General features: G+C 60.6%; 16 protein-coding genes, 1 tRNA gene and 2 pseudogenes. 8 read left to right on the forward strand and 11 right to left on the reverse strand.

The window, feature by feature from the left end; genetic code table 11:
* The first annotated feature begins 58 nt into the window (after positions 1-58).
* The 5 genes from cpdR1 (at position 59) to G9X67_RS33250 (ending at position 3,522) form a co-directional block, all read left to right on the forward strand.
* Positions 59-421, forward strand: coding sequence for a response regulator CpdR1 (gene cpdR1, locus G9X67_RS33230; protein WP_003542883.1), 363 nt, complete (start codon positions 59-61; stop codon positions 419-421).
* Between the two features lie 84 nt (positions 422-505).
* A tRNA-Val gene (locus tag G9X67_RS33235) sits at positions 506-580 on the forward strand.
* A gap of 185 nt (positions 581-765) precedes the next feature.
* On the forward strand, positions 766-960 hold the full coding sequence (locus tag G9X67_RS35475; RefSeq protein ID WP_138333355.1) for a hypothetical protein: 195 nt from the start codon (positions 766-768) through the stop codon (positions 958-960).
* Between the two features lie 570 nt (positions 961-1,530).
* A complete protein-coding gene (locus G9X67_RS33245) occupies positions 1,531-2,574 on the forward strand; it encodes a porin (protein ID WP_138333354.1) in 1,044 nt (347 codons plus the stop codon).
* Positions 2,575-3,009: 435 nt separating this feature from the next.
* Positions 3,010-3,522 (forward strand): hypothetical protein, encoded by a 513-nt coding sequence (locus G9X67_RS33250; RefSeq protein WP_171600721.1) that lies wholly within the window; start codon positions 3,010-3,012, stop codon positions 3,520-3,522.
* 6 nt (positions 3,523-3,528) lie between these two features.
* Here G9X67_RS33250 and G9X67_RS33255 read toward each other — a convergent pair whose 3' ends face one another.
* Positions 3,529-4,242, reverse strand: a complete 714-nt coding sequence (locus tag G9X67_RS33255; protein ID WP_138333353.1) for a hypothetical protein — start codon at positions 4,240-4,242, stop codon at positions 3,529-3,531.
* Positions 4,243-4,473: 231 nt separating this feature from the next.
* Here G9X67_RS33255 and G9X67_RS33260 point away from each other — a divergent pair, with 231 nt between their 5' ends.
* On the forward strand, positions 4,474-4,986 hold the full coding sequence (locus G9X67_RS33260) for an MgtC/SapB family protein (RefSeq protein ID WP_171600652.1): 513 nt from the start codon (positions 4,474-4,476) through the stop codon (positions 4,984-4,986).
* 60 nt (positions 4,987-5,046) lie between these two features.
* On the opposite strand, the gene G9X67_RS33265 is transcribed toward G9X67_RS33260, so the two are convergent.
* Both G9X67_RS33265 and G9X67_RS33270 read right to left on the reverse strand, forming a co-directional pair.
* Positions 5,047-5,223, reverse strand: a complete 177-nt coding sequence (locus G9X67_RS33265; RefSeq protein ID WP_171600653.1) for a hypothetical protein — start codon at positions 5,221-5,223, stop codon at positions 5,047-5,049.
* Between the two features lie 57 nt (positions 5,224-5,280).
* Complete coding sequence (locus G9X67_RS33270; RefSeq protein WP_017989424.1) at positions 5,281-5,532, reverse strand: hypothetical protein; 252 nt, start codon at positions 5,530-5,532, stop codon at positions 5,281-5,283.
* A 352-nt stretch (positions 5,533-5,884) separates the two neighbouring features.
* Here G9X67_RS33270 and G9X67_RS33275 point away from each other — a divergent pair, with 352 nt between their 5' ends.
* Positions 5,885-6,973, forward strand: a complete 1,089-nt coding sequence (locus G9X67_RS33275; protein WP_138333352.1) for a DUF475 domain-containing protein — start codon at positions 5,885-5,887, stop codon at positions 6,971-6,973.
* A gap of 99 nt (positions 6,974-7,072) precedes the next feature.
* Here G9X67_RS33275 and G9X67_RS33280 read toward each other — a convergent pair whose 3' ends face one another.
* From G9X67_RS33280 to G9X67_RS33305, 7 genes and pseudogenes are all read right to left on the reverse strand, one after another.
* Positions 7,073-7,243, reverse strand: a complete 171-nt coding sequence (locus G9X67_RS33280) for a hypothetical protein (protein WP_003542890.1) — start codon at positions 7,241-7,243, stop codon at positions 7,073-7,075.
* Positions 7,244-7,400: 157 nt separating this feature from the next.
* Positions 7,401-8,918 carry a tripartite tricarboxylate transporter permease gene (locus tag G9X67_RS33285; RefSeq protein WP_011653510.1) on the reverse strand — a complete coding sequence of 506 codons (1,518 nt, stop codon included), beginning with the start codon at positions 8,916-8,918 and terminating at the stop codon, positions 7,401-7,403.
* 88 nt (positions 8,919-9,006) lie between these two features.
* Positions 9,007-9,498, reverse strand: coding sequence for a tripartite tricarboxylate transporter TctB family protein (locus tag G9X67_RS33290; protein ID WP_138333351.1), 492 nt, complete (start codon positions 9,496-9,498; stop codon positions 9,007-9,009).
* A complete protein-coding gene (locus G9X67_RS33295) occupies positions 9,495-10,439 on the reverse strand; it encodes a tripartite tricarboxylate transporter substrate binding protein (RefSeq protein ID WP_011653512.1) in 945 nt (314 codons plus the stop codon). Before G9X67_RS33295 ends, G9X67_RS33290 begins: the two co-directional genes overlap by 4 nt.
* A 382-nt stretch (positions 10,440-10,821) precedes the next feature.
* A complete protein-coding gene (locus tag G9X67_RS33300; RefSeq protein ID WP_029871889.1) occupies positions 10,822-11,868 on the reverse strand; it encodes an ABC transporter substrate-binding protein in 1,047 nt (348 codons plus the stop codon).
* 63 nt (positions 11,869-11,931) lie between these two features.
* Positions 11,932-12,099: pseudogene (locus G9X67_RS35245) on the reverse strand (ornithine carbamoyltransferase); the annotation flags it as partial.
* Positions 12,100-12,320: 221 nt separating this feature from the next.
* On the reverse strand, positions 12,321-12,806 hold the full coding sequence (locus G9X67_RS33305; protein ID WP_020487030.1) for a hypothetical protein: 486 nt from the start codon (positions 12,804-12,806) through the stop codon (positions 12,321-12,323).
* Positions 12,807-12,977: 171 nt separating this feature from the next.
* Here G9X67_RS33305 and G9X67_RS33310 point away from each other — a divergent pair.
* Positions 12,978-13,356 (forward strand): annotated as a pseudogene (locus tag G9X67_RS33310) (transposase); the annotation flags it as partial.
* Between the two features lie 123 nt (positions 13,357-13,479).
* Here G9X67_RS33310 and G9X67_RS33315 read toward each other — a convergent pair.
* Positions 13,480-14,349: an ornithine carbamoyltransferase gene (locus G9X67_RS33315; protein ID WP_171600655.1), complete on the reverse strand. Its 870-nt coding sequence runs from the start codon at positions 14,347-14,349 to the stop codon at positions 13,480-13,482.
* Positions 14,350-14,677 lie beyond the last annotated feature (328 nt).

Raw genomic sequence — 14,677 nt, forward strand, 5'->3', positions numbered from 1 at the left:
AAGACTAGTGTAAACGCCTGGCAGCCCACCAAAAACCTATGGATCGCGGTCTGGATTGATGACTCAGAAGATACTTCTCGCCGAAGACGACAACGACATGCGCCGCTTCCTCGTGAAAGCGCTCGAAAAGGCCGGCTACAAGGTCCTTTCCTATGACAATGGCGCCAGCGCCTATGACCGGCTGCGCGAGGAGCCGTTTTCCCTGCTGCTGACCGATATCGTCATGCCCGAGATGGACGGCATCGAGTTGGCGCGCCGCGCCACCGAGCTCGACCCCGACCTGAAGGTGATGTTCATCACCGGTTTTGCCGCCGTGGCGCTGAACCCTGATTCGAAGGCGCCGAAGGATGCCAAGGTCCTTTCCAAGCCTTTCCACCTGCGCGATCTCGTCGACGAGGTCAACAAGATGCTTGCCGCGTAAGGCTTGCCGGCCGGCGCGTCACAAAACTGAAAAAAGCCTATTGACGGCTCCAAAGGTTTTGTGATCTATGCGCCGCCATCGGATGGGCGTGTAGCTCAGCGGGAGAGCACTACGTTGACATCGTAGGGGTCACAGGTTCAATCCCTGTCACGCCCACCATCCGATCTCCCTGACATCGTTGACAAATCCCCGCCTTGGGGATTTTCTCTTTCCTGAGCCTGGCGCGAGCTCCAGATCCAGCACTTTGCGGAGCGAAGGCTTGCACGTGATTGATCCGCGACCATGATCCAGGCCGGATTTCAATGGCTGTGGGATAGCCCCATACGTGGGAAATAGGGGGACGTATGACGCAAAGAACGCGGACACGTAAAGCGATATCCATAATCCTCGGCCTCGCCCTGGTTGGGGCTGGCCTCCTCGGTTTCTGTTATATGCAGTTTCATGTCGTCGAACCCATCAGCATCAAGCTTTGGCTGATCCCGATCACGATCCTCGCGGCTGGGGCAGCGATCCTCTGGGACGATTTCAAAAATCCCTAGCGAGACGACAGCTCTCCCCGTTTTGACGCCCGAGCGACGGCCGGCAAGCTGGCGAAAGGGCAAATAGAGCAATTCCAGCAAAAGTGCGTGCCAGACCTTCTTCGCTTCTCGTCGAGGCGACGTATCGTCAGTCACCGATCACTGCCAGTTCGAACCTGTGGCCCGACATCGGCATGTCTTGGCAAACGATAGTGGTCGTTGGGCTTTGTCCGATTCGTACTGATTGCAGCGACGGCGCGATCGCATATGAGAACATGCTCACGCGCTCGTCACTTGCATTAGCGTATTCAAGTTTCAGCCCCTCGTTGGTCAAGCATCCAGAGCCGCCGGTTTTGTGACGGCCGGATGACGAGTTTGTGACAAAATGCGTGTTATTTCAGCAACATAGCAGCCCCGCCCTGCTGTCATGATCGACATCGTTATTGCGACGCAACATGCCGCTGTGTAACTACCGCGGCGAGGCAGGCACCGGGTCAAAAGGCGCCGCTTCGCTCACACGGGTTGAAGATACGTAGGGACTGCCGATGGCAACGGTCTTCATCCTTCTGCATCTGAACTGGAGGTTATTCCATGAACATTAAGAGCCTTCTTCTCGGCTCCGCTGCAGCACTTGCAGCAGTATCCGGCGCTCAGGCTGCTGACGCTATCGTTGCTGCCGAGCCGGAACCGGTTGAATACGTTCGCGTCTGCGACGCCTACGGCACCGGCTACTTCTACATCCCGGGCACCGAAACCTGCCTCAAGATCAACGGTTACATCCGTTTCCAGGTTGACGTTGCTCCGAACGCCAGCTCGATCGGCGCCGGCGGCGGTGGTTCTGTCGCTAACGACTCGGACTGGGACGCCCGTACGCGTGGTCAGGTTCAGTTCACGGCCAAGAGCGACACCGAATATGGTCCGCTGACCGGCGTTATCGTCATGCAGTTCAATGCTGACAACGCTTCGGCTCAGAAGGCCATTCTCGACTCCGCCTACATCGACATCGCCGGCTTCCGCGCTGGTCTGTTCTACAGCTGGTGGGACGATGGTCTCTCCGGCGAAACGGACGATATCGGTTCTCCGGTAACGCTGCATAACTCCATCCGTTATCAGTACGAAACCGACGCTTTCTACGCTGGCATCAGCGTTGATGAGCTGGAAGACAGCCCGTTCTATGACGGCGAAACCGCCAACAACGTTGGCGTTGCAGTCGGTCTCGGCGGCAAGGCTGGTGCATTCAGCTACCAGATCACTGCCGGTTACGACACCGACAACGAAGAAGGCGCCGTCCGCGCTATGGGTACGGTTGCTGTCGGTCCGGGCACGCTCGGCCTCGCAGTTGTCTACGCGAGCAACCCGAACGCCTATTACAACAAGGCTGAGTGGGCGATCGCTGCTGAATACGCCATCAAGGCGACCGACAAGCTGAAGATCACCCCGGCTGTTCAGTACTACAACAACTACGGCATCACTGCTGGCGAGTTCAACGACGACAATGATGCCTGGAAGGTCGGTCTGACGGTTGATTACCAGATCGTCGACAACCTCTCCACCAAGATTTCGGTTCAGTACCTCGATCCGGACAATGCTAGCGACGTTACCTCGGGCTTCTTCCGCCTGCAGCGCGCGTTCTGATAAAAGGCTGCCGGCTAGAACAGGATGACGTCCGAAAACCGTTCACACTTTTCGGCATTATGCTCTGGACCGGCAGCTACAAATTCCTGATCTGACTGACCTCCGATCGGGAAAGAATGGGCCTGGACTTCCCTGCCTGGGCCCATTCCCCTTGACCGGACGTGCGTCCAAGACGGCACACTCGATGAGTGCCTTGCCACTGTCGTTTCACATCGGTTCGTTGCCGATGTCCGGCAGCCTGTGTCATTGCCGGACCTTGTAACCAGCAAGCTCAACCAACTTTTCATTCATCTGCCGCCGATCGCCGAGCGAGCCCGGTGGCCGACAAAATTTTTGCGCCTCAGCAATAACGGCGCCAAATTCGGACACAGAGCCATGCCATGGCGAACCGAGGGTGAGGTAGTGATTCGCCTCGCTACGACATGGGGCCACGACATGGGGTTTGAGATCGAAATGAAGTTATACGCGCTTGCCGCTGCCGCCCTTTTTTCCGCCGTCCTCGCCTTGCCGGCCTCTGCCGCGCCGGCCGCGCCCTTAGAGACCTTTCCTGGTGCGCCCGGCGTCATTACGCTTTCCGGCAAATGCGCCAAGCTGGTCGTCGCCAAATTCGACGCCACCAAGGGCTGCAAGAACGAGCTTGCCAGCGTCACGCTGGCCAATGGCGTGGTGACCTTCATCTTCACCTCGGATGGCAAGGCGCTGGGCTTCCAGGGCGACGGCAGCGGCATCAAGCCTGCCTCCAATGGCAATGCCCGCCTGCCGCTCAGCCTCGTCACCACGGGTGTCGGCAACAAGATGACCGGAGAGGTCAAGGTCGCCGGCTTCTGCACTTTCGGCAATCCCTATGCCGGCAAGCCGATCGCGGTCGAATGCACCGCCGAAAGCAAGGACTCCTCCTTCACCGGCAGCTTCCGCACTGGCGGCAAGCTGGTGAAGAAGGGTAAGTAGCCGCCCTCAAGCGCACCAGGCACTGCCGGCGGCCCCTGGCTTGCGTGCCAGGCCCTCATTGATCAGTTGCGCGCCGAAAGAGCGCCCGTCGCGCGAGACGACGCGCGGCGCGCCAGAGGGCTCGGCCTTACCCGCCGCATTCATGGTGAAGGGTCCGGCGTTCAGAAGCGCCAGCAGCCGCGACTTGGCGGCAAAGGCCACCCGGCGCTCGCCGTCACAGCGCGCCTGGTCGACCACCGGGCTTGCCATGTCGGCAATCACGATCTTCTCGCCCTTGTACCAGAAGACGCCACCGTCGCCGACACAATTGATATGGGCGCCCTGCCCGCAATAGCCGAAGGCGACTGTCCCGGTTTGCGAAACGGCATCGGAAGCCGGCGGCTGCACTGCCTTTATCGGCTGGATCATCGGCGTCGGGATCGCGGCCGGCGGCAGCGGCTGCGGTACTGCGACTTTCGGCGTGGGTGCGGCAAGCGCTACCTGCTTCGGCGGCGCGTCCTTCCTGACGACAGGCCTCGGCTCCGCCGTGTCCCGTGTGATCGGCGTCGATGGTCTTGCAAGCATCGGCTGGATGCTCTTCCAATGGTCGTGGGCGACGATGCCGCCGATCGCGGCAATGCCGATCACCGCCCAGGGCAGCAATCCGCCACCGCTGCTGCGCGCTTTGCTCTTTCCTCTCGCCGGCGCCTTGCGGCGGCCGCGTGTCGCTGTCTTGGCCATCTGTCCGATTCCCGTGAGGCCGGGATTATCGCTGCCCAATCCTTTCCGAAAGGTTGGCGCGGCGACAGGATGATGCCTGGTTCGCCAAACTTTCCCTAAAATGACATGAACACGCCGGCGCGCACCGGAAAGGCTAACGGCACTACCGAAACGCAGCGGGGAAAAAGCTGAACAAATTCCGCGCTCAGACGTTAGCCAGCGAAAAATTCCATCTTTCTGGGGGAAAAATCCATGGATCTTATTATCGCCGACATAATACCGGAGTCGCGTATCCACTATCCCGTCATTTTCGCCCGCCTCTTCGGCGCCATCGTCTTCGGCGGGCTGATCGGCTTCGAGCGTGAGGCCCGCGACCGCCCGGCAGGCTTCCGCACCCATATTCTGATCAGTCTTGCCGCTGCCCTCTTCGCCATCATCTCGATCGAGGCAGTGCACATGCCGGGTTTTACCGATGACGAGCAGGTGCGCATCGATCCGCTACGTGTCATCGAGGCCGTGACCGCCGGCGTCGCCTTTCTTGCCGCCGGCATGATCGTCTTTGCAAGAGGTCGGGTGCAAGGGCTGACGACGGGCGCCGGCATGTGGCTCTCCGGCGCCATCGGCCTCGCCATGGGCTTCGGCTATTGGCCGATCGCTTTCTTCACGACGATCGTCGCCATCTGCGTACTCTTCGCCTTCGGTAAACTCGAACAACGATTCGGCTTTAATTCCGGACAGCGTGTCGATCGCGATGAACACAAATAGAAAAACAGAGCGCCCGGTATCATGCCGGGCGCTAGTGTTGTCGGCGTCATTGTCTGTCGGTCATTCAGCGCGTGTTGCCGAAGGATCGCTTTTCCCAACCGAAGCCGTGCCGCCGATGGCGAAGAGCGGCTTCTGGCGTTTGCCGATATCGACGCGCTCGTCCGCCGCCTCGCGTATGGCCTGCCATTCATTTTCGTGCCGGATGAAGATCTCGCGGGGCACAAAGTTGATCGTCATATGTTTTTCACCCTGTTTCAAATCTACCGTCAGCGCCGGAGACTTCCGGAATACCCGTTATTTCTTGGTCTCTGCATTCCCTGACGTCTTAACGTCGGGGCCCTTGATGTCGGGGCCACCCTTGGAAAGATCGGCGCCGGTAACATGGGCCGGGACGTGAATGTCGTGGTAGACGCCGGGCGTCAGCGTCAGGTCGACATGATGCGGCGGCAGCACCTGCGCCTTCTGCATGCGGTTCGGCTTCGCCCGCTTCATGCGGTCGGACGCCTCCGTGCGTTTGTCGGGAAGATGGGTCGAAGTGTGCATCATCGGCCTCCTTTTTTAAGCTCAACCAGGGCCTAACGGGCGGGCATCAGGTTGGTTCCAAAAAAATCACCCAATCGCAGTGTGACGACCGACCTTGACTGGCCCGCGAAGTTCATTACCTAGTGCCTATCCCGCAGCCTTCCAGACATCGGCTGACGGGGAACTTTGGTGCCGGGCCCCTCTGGCGAGAGTTTTACGGCGCTCTCGTGATGTCGGTACCGCCTGCAGCTTAGCCGGCGGATTTTTCATCGATGAACAAGCTCACCATGCCTGACCCGCGTGCCCGTTGTGGCGTGCCGCGTTTTTCCACTAAATCGACCCTCTTCAACACGATTTGCGGCCGCGAGGTGCGGCCATGAATCAACCCGTGACCCAATCCTCGCTCAGCTATTTCCGCTGGGCTTTCATCGTCACTGCCCTCGGCCTCGTTCTCGGCGCGGTGCTCGGCTGGCAGACGACCGGTACGATCGGCGGCATGGCGACCGTCTTCTTCATCTGCACGGTGCTTGCGGTGCTGGAGATCTCGCTCTCCTTCGATAATGCCATCGTCAACGCCAACAAGCTGAAGGAGATGACGCCGGTCTGGCAGCAGCGCTTCCTTACCTGGGGCATCATCATCGCCGTCTTCGGCATGCGCATCGTCTTCCCGCTGGCAATCGTCGCGATCGCGGCACAGATCGGCCCTTGGGATGCTCTGGTGCTTGCCGCACGCGAGCCGGCCGAATATGCCCGTATCATGAACGACGCGCATCTGCCGATCGCAGCCTTCGGCGGCACTTTCCTGATGATGGTCGGCCTCAACTACTTCTTTGACTACAAGAAGGAAATCCACTGGCTTCCCGGCCTGGAAAGGGTGATGGCGCGTTCGGCCGCCATCAAGGGTATCGAAATCGCCGTCGTGCTGGCGCTGATGCTGGTTTTCTCCTGGCTGATCGGCGGGGAGGAAGCGACCGTCTTCGTCAACTGCGCCCTCTACGGCCTGCTCACCTTCCTCGCGGTCGAGGTGGTCGGCGGGCTGCTCGATGCCTCGCAAAAGACGATGAGTGCCGCCGCCAAGGGCGGTCTAGGCGCCTTCATCTATCTGGAGGTGCTGGATGCAAGCTTTTCCTTCGACGGCGTCATCGGCGCCTTCGCGCTGACGCAGAACCTCTTCGTCATCGCGATCGGCCTCGGCATCGGCGCCATGTACGTGCGCTCGATGACGATCATGCTGGTGGAGAAGGGAACGCTTGCCGAATACCGCTATCTCGAGCATGGCGCCTTCTACGCCATCCTGATCCTCTCGGTGATCATGTATGCGCAGACCCTGGTGCATATCCCCGAGGTTATCACCGGGCTCGGCGGCGCGGCCTTGATCGGCCTGTCCCTCTGGTCGTCCATCCGCCACAACAGACGCGAAAGGGTGGAGGATCACGGCGCCCGGCAGGAGGAGCTTCGCGCCTGACGATGTAAGAAGCCGCAGTGCGCGACGCCCATGCAGCTAAAAATAAAGCCCGCGACCATCCGGTTGCGGGCTAATTCATTCATGCATGGCTTGAAGGTCTTAGCGGGAGACCTGACCGAAGGAGGCTGGGTCGATACCGAGTGTGGTGAGGTCATTGGCACGCGGGCGGCGGCCGGCTTCGACAGCAGCGCTGACGGCGTTTGCTGCACCAAGGACGGCGAATGCGCGGCCAAAGAAGCCAGTACGGACTGAATTGCGAAGTGCGGACATTGTCCTTTTCCTCTTGCTCTATGATTGACTATTCATAGATGGCATCGCGCATAGACCTCCACAATGCTCAGAAAATCACCTCGGCCATGCAAAAACAGGAGGCCGGCGCATGTCTCCATGGCCGACCTCGAGGGAGGGGGTGGGTCGTCTTTTTCTTTTAGTCTTCGTTTGCCGCCAGCTGCGAGAGCACCTGTCCCCTGCCGCGCAACCGCAGGATCAGCGGGATGAGGAAGGCGGCCGCTGCAACGATAAGCAGGCCTGCCGCGATTGGCGACATCACCAGCGTCGTGACGTCGCCCTGGCTGATCGCCAGCGCCCGGCGCAGCTGCTGTTCGGCAAGCGGCCCGAGGATCAGGCCGACCACGGCAGGCGCGATCGGATAGCCGAAGAGCCGCATCACATAGCCGAGCAGACCGAAGGCGAGCAGCATGCCGAGCTCGAACACCGACGGATTGGCGCCGATCGTCCCGAGCGTCGCAAACAGCAGAATGCCGGCATAGAGCCACGGCTTCGGAACGGTCAGCAGCCGCACCCAGAGCCCGATCATCGGCAGGTTCAGCACCAAGAGCATCGCATTGGCGATGAGCAGGCTGGCGATCAGCCCCCAGACGAGCTGCGGATTGGTGGCAAACAGCAGCGGCCCCGGCTGCAGCCCGTATTGCTGGAAGCCGGCAAGCATGATCGCCGCCGTTGCCGTCGTCGGCAGGCCGAGCGTCAGAAGCGGCACCAGCGTGCCGGCGGCAGATGCGTTGTTCGCCGCCTCGGGACCGGCTACGCCTTCAATCGCGCCATGGCCGAACTCTTCCGGGTTTTTCGCCAGCCGCTTTTCGGTCGCATAGGAGAGGAACGTGCCGATTTCGGCGCCGCCCGCCGGCATCGCGCCGATCGGGAAACCGATCAGCGTGCCGCGCAGCCACGGCTTCCACGAGCGTGACCAGTCCTCCGCGTTCATCCAGAGCGAACCCTTGACCGCCTCGACCTTCTCGGCGATCCGGTTGCCCTGCGCCGCGATATAAAGCGTCTCGCCGATCGCAAACATCGCCACGGCCAGCGTCGTCACCTCGATACCGTCGAGCAGGTCGGGAATGCCGAAGGAAAGCCTGGCCTGCCCGGTCTGCTGATCGATGCCGACCATGGCGAGCGCAAAGCCGATGAACAGCGAGGTCAGACCCCTTAATGCCGAATCGCCGAAGGCCGATGAAACGGTGACGAAGGCAAGCACCATCAGCGCGAAATACTCGCGCGGCCCGAAGACCAGCGCCAGCTTGACGATGTAAGGCGCGATGAAGGCAAGCCCGAGCGTGGCGATCAGGCCGGCGACGAAGGAGCCGATCGCCGCTGTCGCCAGCGCCGGTCCGCCGCGTCCGGCGCGCGCCATCTTGTTACCCTCGAGTGCGGTGACGATCGAGGCGCTTTCGCCTGGCGTGTTGAGCAGGATCGAGGTCGTCGAACCGCCATACATACCGCCGTAATAGATGCCGGCGAACATGATCAGCGAGCCGCCCGGATCGAGCTTGTAGGTGACGGGCAGCAGCAGCGCCACGGTGAGAGCCGGGCCGATGCCGGGAAGCACGCCGACGGCGGTGCCGAGCGTCACGCCGACCATCGCATAAATCAGGTTCATCGGCTGCATCGCAACCAGGATACCCTGCCATAGGAATTCGAATGTGCTCATCTTGGTGTCCCAAGCGGCATTTCCGGCCGTGCGTTTCGCAACCGGGCGCCGCGCAAAATCAAAAGAGCTGACAGCGCGTCCCGCGCGGTCAGAAGAACAGATGTTCGAGCGGGCCGGCCGGCAGTGTCAGCTGCAGCAGCTGCGAGAAGATCGCCCAGACGACGAAGCTGAAGACGATGCCAAGTGGCAGCGAGATCCAGAGCTTGCGTTTGCCGAAGCCGCGTGCCGTCAGCGCAAACAGCACGCCTGTCGCAATCGAGAAGCCGGCGACGCGCAAAAGCAGCATCTGGCCGGCAAGACCGGCGACGATCCAGATGACGGGTGCGACTTCCTGCCGGTCACGTTCGGGAAAATCGCCGCGCCAGGCTTCGAAGGCGGTCCAGATCCCGAGACAGAAGAGGCCGAACGCCACCACTTGAGGCACTGTCGCCGGACCGATGCGGTCGTACTGCGCAATCGTTTTCAGATGCGACGCATCCCAGGCCATCACGCCGGCGATGGCGAAGAGGAAAACGGCAATGATGAACGCCGCCCAATCAGGGCGGCGTTCGGTTGCCGAGGAGGCGTTATCCTCGCTCATTGAACAAGTCCGATGTCTTTGAGAATGCCTTCAGTGGCCGAGACATCCTTTTCGAGCTGCGCCTTGAAGGCATCGCCGGACAGATAGGTGTCGGCCCAGCCCTTGGTCTTCAGCGTTTCCTGCCAGGTGGCGGAGCTGTGCAGCTTCTCGAAATCGGCGGTGACGGCTGCCACCTGCTCTGCCGACAGGCCGGGGGCAGCAGCAACCATGCGCCAGTTCTGGATGATGACGTCGGTGCCGGCTTCCTTCAGTGTCGGGGCATCGACACCGTCGATACGCTTTTCGCTGGATACGGCGAGAAGACGGAGCGTGCCTGACTTCACCTGCGATTCGAACTCGCTATAGCTCGAGACGCCGGCCGTGACCTGGCCGCCGAGAATAGCGGCGAGCGCTTCACCGCCGCCGGAGAAGGCGACATAGTTGATCTTCGTCGGATCGACGCCGGAAGCCTTGGCGATCAGGCCGACGGCGATGTGGTCGGTGCCGCCGGCAGAGCCGCCGCCCCAGGAAACCGCACCCGGATCCTTCTTCAGAGCCGCGACCAGATCGGCCATGGTCTTGATCTCGGACGCGGCAGGAACGACGACAGCCTCATACTCGCCGGTCAGGCGGGCGATCGGCGTGACATCCTTGAGCGTCACCGGCGACTTGTTGGTGAGGATCGCGCCGACCATGACATAGCCGCCGACGATCAGCGAATTCGGGTTGCCGGCAGCCTGGCTGCTGAACTGCGCAAGGCCGATGGTGCCGCCGGCGCCCGGGACGTTCTGGACCTGCACGTTGCCGGAGATCTTCTCCTGCTGCAGCGCGGTCTGCAGCGAACGGGCCGTCTGGTCCCAGCCGCCGCCGGGAGCGGCGGGCGCGATGATGGTGTAATCGGCCGCATAGGCCGGCAGCGCGATGGTCGCTGCAAGAAGGGTTGCGATGAATGTATGCTTCACGATGTGTCCTCCGTCGGCGGCTGAGCAAACCGCCTGTTATTCTCAAGGGAATCGGGAGGAATGGCCGGCCAGCGGACGCAAGCGTCCTGAATGACGAGCGGAATACCTCCCAAGGCTTCAACTCTCCGCCTCCACGGAGAAGAAGTAGCCAAAGCGACCACAACAACCTGTCATTTAGCTGACATCGGCGAGATATCCAGAAGGAGACGACACTTTTTTGCCGTAATTGGCAGGCGCGGATCTAAATCCCGGTTCTTCGCTGCCGGATGACCAGTACTTCCAGCGGCCACGAAGTATGGCCGCGAGCCTCATCTGGCGAGAGCTACAGGCGGAGCGATCCAAAGCTCTGCAAGGAGGGTGAACCGGCTGAAAGCTGACGCCTTCACTGCGTCCGCAGAACCTCATTCCAGTGCGCAATCAGCCGCGCCCGTTTCACCTGGTCGAGATAGACCATCAGCCCGGGGCTGACCGGCACCGGTCGCAGTTGGGCGCCGAGCAGTTCCTGCAGCGTATTGGCGGTATTCTCTCCTGCCACCTCGGGGCTGACGGCCGGGATCTGCAGCTCGCGCGCCATGATCGTCTGCCCTTCCCTCGACATGAAGAAGGTGAGGTAACGCCGACCAAGCTCCGGCTCGGCGGCGGCCTGCGGCACCAGCCCGATCCGCGACATCACCACGGTATAATCCTTCGGCAGCACGATGCCGACATCGGGATAGCGCGAGGCCCAATCGGCCGCATAGGAGCCGAGAATATTGTAGCCGAGCACGAAGCGCCCGTCGGCAACGCGTTCGAGGATCGCCGAACTCGTCGAATAAAGCTTGACGCCGGCAGCCCCCATCGCCCCGATCACCGACCAGATATCGCCGAACTGCTCCTGGTCGCGCGCCATGAAAAGAAAGCCGACGCCGGAACGCTCGATGTCGTAGGTGCCGATCCGCCCATAGACCTCGTTGCCCTTGCGCTTCAGATAGTCGACGAATTCAGCCCGCGAACTGGGCACCGGCTCATGCGCAAAGCTCGGCTTGTGATAGACAAACACCGCCGGCTCGAAGGTGAGCGCATAGGCGGTGTTGCGCCAGTTCGCCCATTTCGGCCATGCAGCACTCATCGGCAGGTTGCTGACCTGTGCATATCCGTCGTTGGAAAGCTTCACCTGCAGGTCCATCGCCGAGGAGAAGGCGAAATCCGCCGTCTTCTTGCCGTCATCCGTCTCCCGGACGATCCGGTCGTAGATGTCGCCGGTCAGCATGTCCTCATATTTGACTGCGATATCGGGATTGGCGTCCAGGAAACCCCGGATCATCGGCTGCGCCAGGGGCTCGTCGAGCGAGGAATAAACCGTCAGCACCGGCGCATCGGCATTGCCCGACTTCGCCGGATAGAAGGCCTGATCGGCTAGCGCGAAGCCCGGCCAGAACGCCAGCAGCAAGATGAAAACTCTCCTCATGCCGCAACAATGCCTGAGCGCGCCCAGAGGAGCAAGGGCGCCGGACTAGGCAGCGACCCACTCCATCAGCGCATTCTGCGCATGCAGCAGAAAAGCCTTGGCGATACGGCTTCGGCAGAGCGGATGTTCCATCGCCCCCGCCGTTACCTCCTCGCCGCGCCGAACCGGCGGGCACGGCAGGGAGATCGCACCCTCCGACAAACGATCGAGCAGATACCCTGATCGACAAACTCACTGCATTGGCCGACAAGGCGTCCATCGCCATCCGGGAGCTCAAGGAGCGGGATTGGGCCGACGGAGGAAGCCATTCTCTGGGCGAACGCGGGCGGGCTGAGTGGCATTTGGGGTCGGGGAGCACTTTACCTACTAGGCGACCCAACTTCGCGACCTAGGTGTCCCCTATGCATCCAAACCACATTTGAGCTGGTTTGCTCCTATTCAGTTTTGATGCCTGTGTTTAGCGTCACATAATAACGCGCAACAGCAACATCCATCTCTGCAATTACCAGTTGATACACCAATCGGGCACTCTTAGCGCCACCGTCTGAAGCTCTCAACGTAAGATCAATTATTTCCTGGGGTGAGTTGGCCATTCGAAAAGTTGGAGCCACAAGTAGATCATATCCGTCCTTGTTCCATTCAGTGTCACCTTGATCGTCAGATTTTGCTATTTCATCTTCCATTTCACTATCAATTCGCCGCTTTGCATCGGACAGCATTCGTAGGACTTCCTCAAGGTCTCCTTGCCCGATTGGTCTCTTTTGATCGCTCATCCGAGACTTTGCGCGTGTCGTGATCTCCTCTAACTCATGAATGGCCGCCATAGCAGCACCCACAGCGGCGTTGAACTTTTTCGACGGAACCCGCAGGATTTTGGGTGATGGGTCCGGCTCTGCTTTGCGTCGTAGGAAACCAAGCATTGTGTGTTCTCTCGTTCAAGGGGAACCGCCCGGGTTTGCCGGAGACCGTTTGGTTTAAGCTATGCGGCCATGGCTGGCGCGTCCAGCATGACGTAGTATCGTTCTTCAGCTTCGGCTGGTGGAATGTTGCCGATGGGCTCCAGAAGACGGCGGTGCCGCCGCGCCAATGAGGACTTGGCCATCTGCATGCGCGCCTTGTCGACGTCGACTATCCCGGCGCCGACAAGGTTCGTGTCGTGATGGATAACCTATCAACCCACACGACCTCCGCCGTCTATCAGACCTTCCCAGCCGCCGAGGAGCGCCGGATTTTGCGACGTCTGGAGTTCCACTACACGCCCAAGCACGCCAATTGGCTCAATATGGTCGAGATCGAGGTCGGCGTCCTGTGCCGCCAATGTCTTGACCGCCGCATCGCCAGTCGCGACAGCCTTGAAACCGAGGTCCGGACCTGGCTGCGACGCCGCACCGAAAGGGCCATCGCATCCGATGGATGTTCTCAACACAGCACGCAAGAGCCAAGATGGCAAAATCATATCCAACGCCATCGCTCAACGAGGCAGGAAAAGTGTGTAGCGGTTTTCCCAGGCAAAGCGCGAAGAGCTTTTGCCGGGAATTGCGTAAAGACAAAAGGATAGAGCGGTTCTGCGCTTCCGTTAAAAGCTGAATCGCTCTAGGTCGCGACCCACTCCATCAGCGCATTTTGCGCATGCAACAGAAAGGCCTTGGCGACGCGGCTTTGGCAGAGCGGATGCGCCATCGCCTCCGCCGTCACCTCCTGGCCGCGCGTAACCGGCGGGCACGGCAGAAAGATCGCATCCTCCCGCAAACGATCGAGCACATCGGCCCCGATCCGGTAGCCGGCGAGCGCGTCCGAGGCGGCATCGCCCGGCCATGAATCGGTAATGACGACGTCGGCATTCGATAGCTCGCCCATATCGGTGCTCACGCGGAAGCGTCCATTGAGCAACGCGGCGTCGCTGATGTGCCAGCGTTCGGGATAGACCTGCACCACCTCGATCGGCAATGCGATCGACGCTTCGGCCCAGGAGCGGAGGATATTTGTGTCCGCCGCCACGCCAACGACCTTCAATCCGTCGATCGAACCGCGCCGGCCCTTGATATAGGCAAGGTCGCCGAGCGTCTCGCAGGGATGGTTGGAGCGTGTCCGCGCATTGATGACAGGCACCGGCGAGGCTGCCGCCACCGCCTTCAATGTCGCGAGCTCCCTGGTGCGGATCACCAGCATGTCGAACCAGTTGCCGAGATAACCCTGGATATCGCCGGTTTCCTCCCTGGCATTGAAGCCGATCGGCACATGCGCGCAGATACCGCCCATCGCCTGGATGCCGAGATCGAAGGCGGTGGTATTACGCCAGCCGCCGTCATCGACAATCAGCGCGACGCGTTTGCCCGCAAGGCTCTGCGGCATCGCACGCTCATCCCAGGCTTTGGCAAGCTCACCGGCGCGACCGATGATCGACCGAAGCCCGGCCTCCGGAATGTCATGAAACTCCAGAAAATTCCGGGCCGAACCTGTCATTCCAACCCTCGTTGCGCTTGAAACCGTCGCCACAATACCCTTCGCTGGCCTCACGGCAATCTCCCAAGCAGCCGCGAATCACATTCCATACCGCGTTGGATAGCCTCGCGATTCGTCTTCCAAGCTATGTCCTGGGTCCGGCTCAAGCCTTAAATCGGTGGGCGATCGGTTTTATGATGTCGATTCAGAAAGTGTCGGCCAAAGCAGAACATTCCATTTTTCTCCGATGTGAATTGTCTTTTGCTCACAAAGGATTAGGGATTGGCTCCACCATTCACCCATTCAGAGTATTGATGAAGATCGACGACGTTATATGGTCGCGCCGCCG

Origin of the sequence: Rhizobium sp. WYCCWR 11152, from assembly GCF_013087615.1 — a bacterium.
In the GTDB taxonomy this organism is placed as follows: Bacteria; Pseudomonadota; Alphaproteobacteria; order Rhizobiales; family Rhizobiaceae; genus Rhizobium; species Rhizobium indicum.

What these genes read in the sequence shown, in the direction of transcription:
- cpdR1 (WP_003542883.1), top strand. Translation starts at nt 59, where the DNA reads ATGACTCAGAAGATACTTCTCGCCGAAGACGACAACGACATGCGCCGC.
- G9X67_RS35475 (WP_138333355.1), top strand. Translation starts at nt 766, where the DNA reads ATGACGCAAAGAACGCGGACACGTAAAGCGATATCCATAATCCTCGGC.
- G9X67_RS33245 (WP_138333354.1), top strand. Translation starts at nt 1,531, where the DNA reads ATGAACATTAAGAGCCTTCTTCTCGGCTCCGCTGCAGCACTTGCAGCA.
- G9X67_RS33250 (WP_171600721.1), top strand. Translation starts at nt 3,010, where the DNA reads ATGGGGTTTGAGATCGAAATGAAGTTATACGCGCTTGCCGCTGCCGCC.
- G9X67_RS33255 (WP_138333353.1), bottom strand. Translation starts at nt 4,242, where the DNA reads ATGGCCAAGACAGCGACACGCGGCCGCCGCAAGGCGCCGGCGAGAGGA.
- G9X67_RS33260 (WP_171600652.1), top strand. Translation starts at nt 4,474, where the DNA reads ATGGATCTTATTATCGCCGACATAATACCGGAGTCGCGTATCCACTAT.
- G9X67_RS33265 (WP_171600653.1), bottom strand. Translation starts at nt 5,223, where the DNA reads ATGACGATCAACTTTGTGCCCCGCGAGATCTTCATCCGGCACGAAAAT.
- G9X67_RS33270 (WP_017989424.1), bottom strand. Translation starts at nt 5,532, where the DNA reads ATGATGCACACTTCGACCCATCTTCCCGACAAACGCACGGAGGCGTCC.
- G9X67_RS33275 (WP_138333352.1), top strand. Translation starts at nt 5,885, where the DNA reads ATGAATCAACCCGTGACCCAATCCTCGCTCAGCTATTTCCGCTGGGCT.
- G9X67_RS33280 (WP_003542890.1), bottom strand. Translation starts at nt 7,243, where the DNA reads ATGTCCGCACTTCGCAATTCAGTCCGTACTGGCTTCTTTGGCCGCGCA.
- G9X67_RS33285 (WP_011653510.1), bottom strand. Translation starts at nt 8,918, where the DNA reads ATGAGCACATTCGAATTCCTATGGCAGGGTATCCTGGTTGCGATGCAG.
- G9X67_RS33290 (WP_138333351.1), bottom strand. Translation starts at nt 9,498, where the DNA reads ATGAGCGAGGATAACGCCTCCTCGGCAACCGAACGCCGCCCTGATTGG.
- G9X67_RS33305 (WP_020487030.1), bottom strand. Translation starts at nt 12,806, where the DNA reads ATGCTTGGTTTCCTACGACGCAAAGCAGAGCCGGACCCATCACCCAAA.
- G9X67_RS33315 (WP_171600655.1), bottom strand. Translation starts at nt 14,349, where the DNA reads ATGACAGGTTCGGCCCGGAATTTTCTGGAGTTTCATGACATTCCGGAG.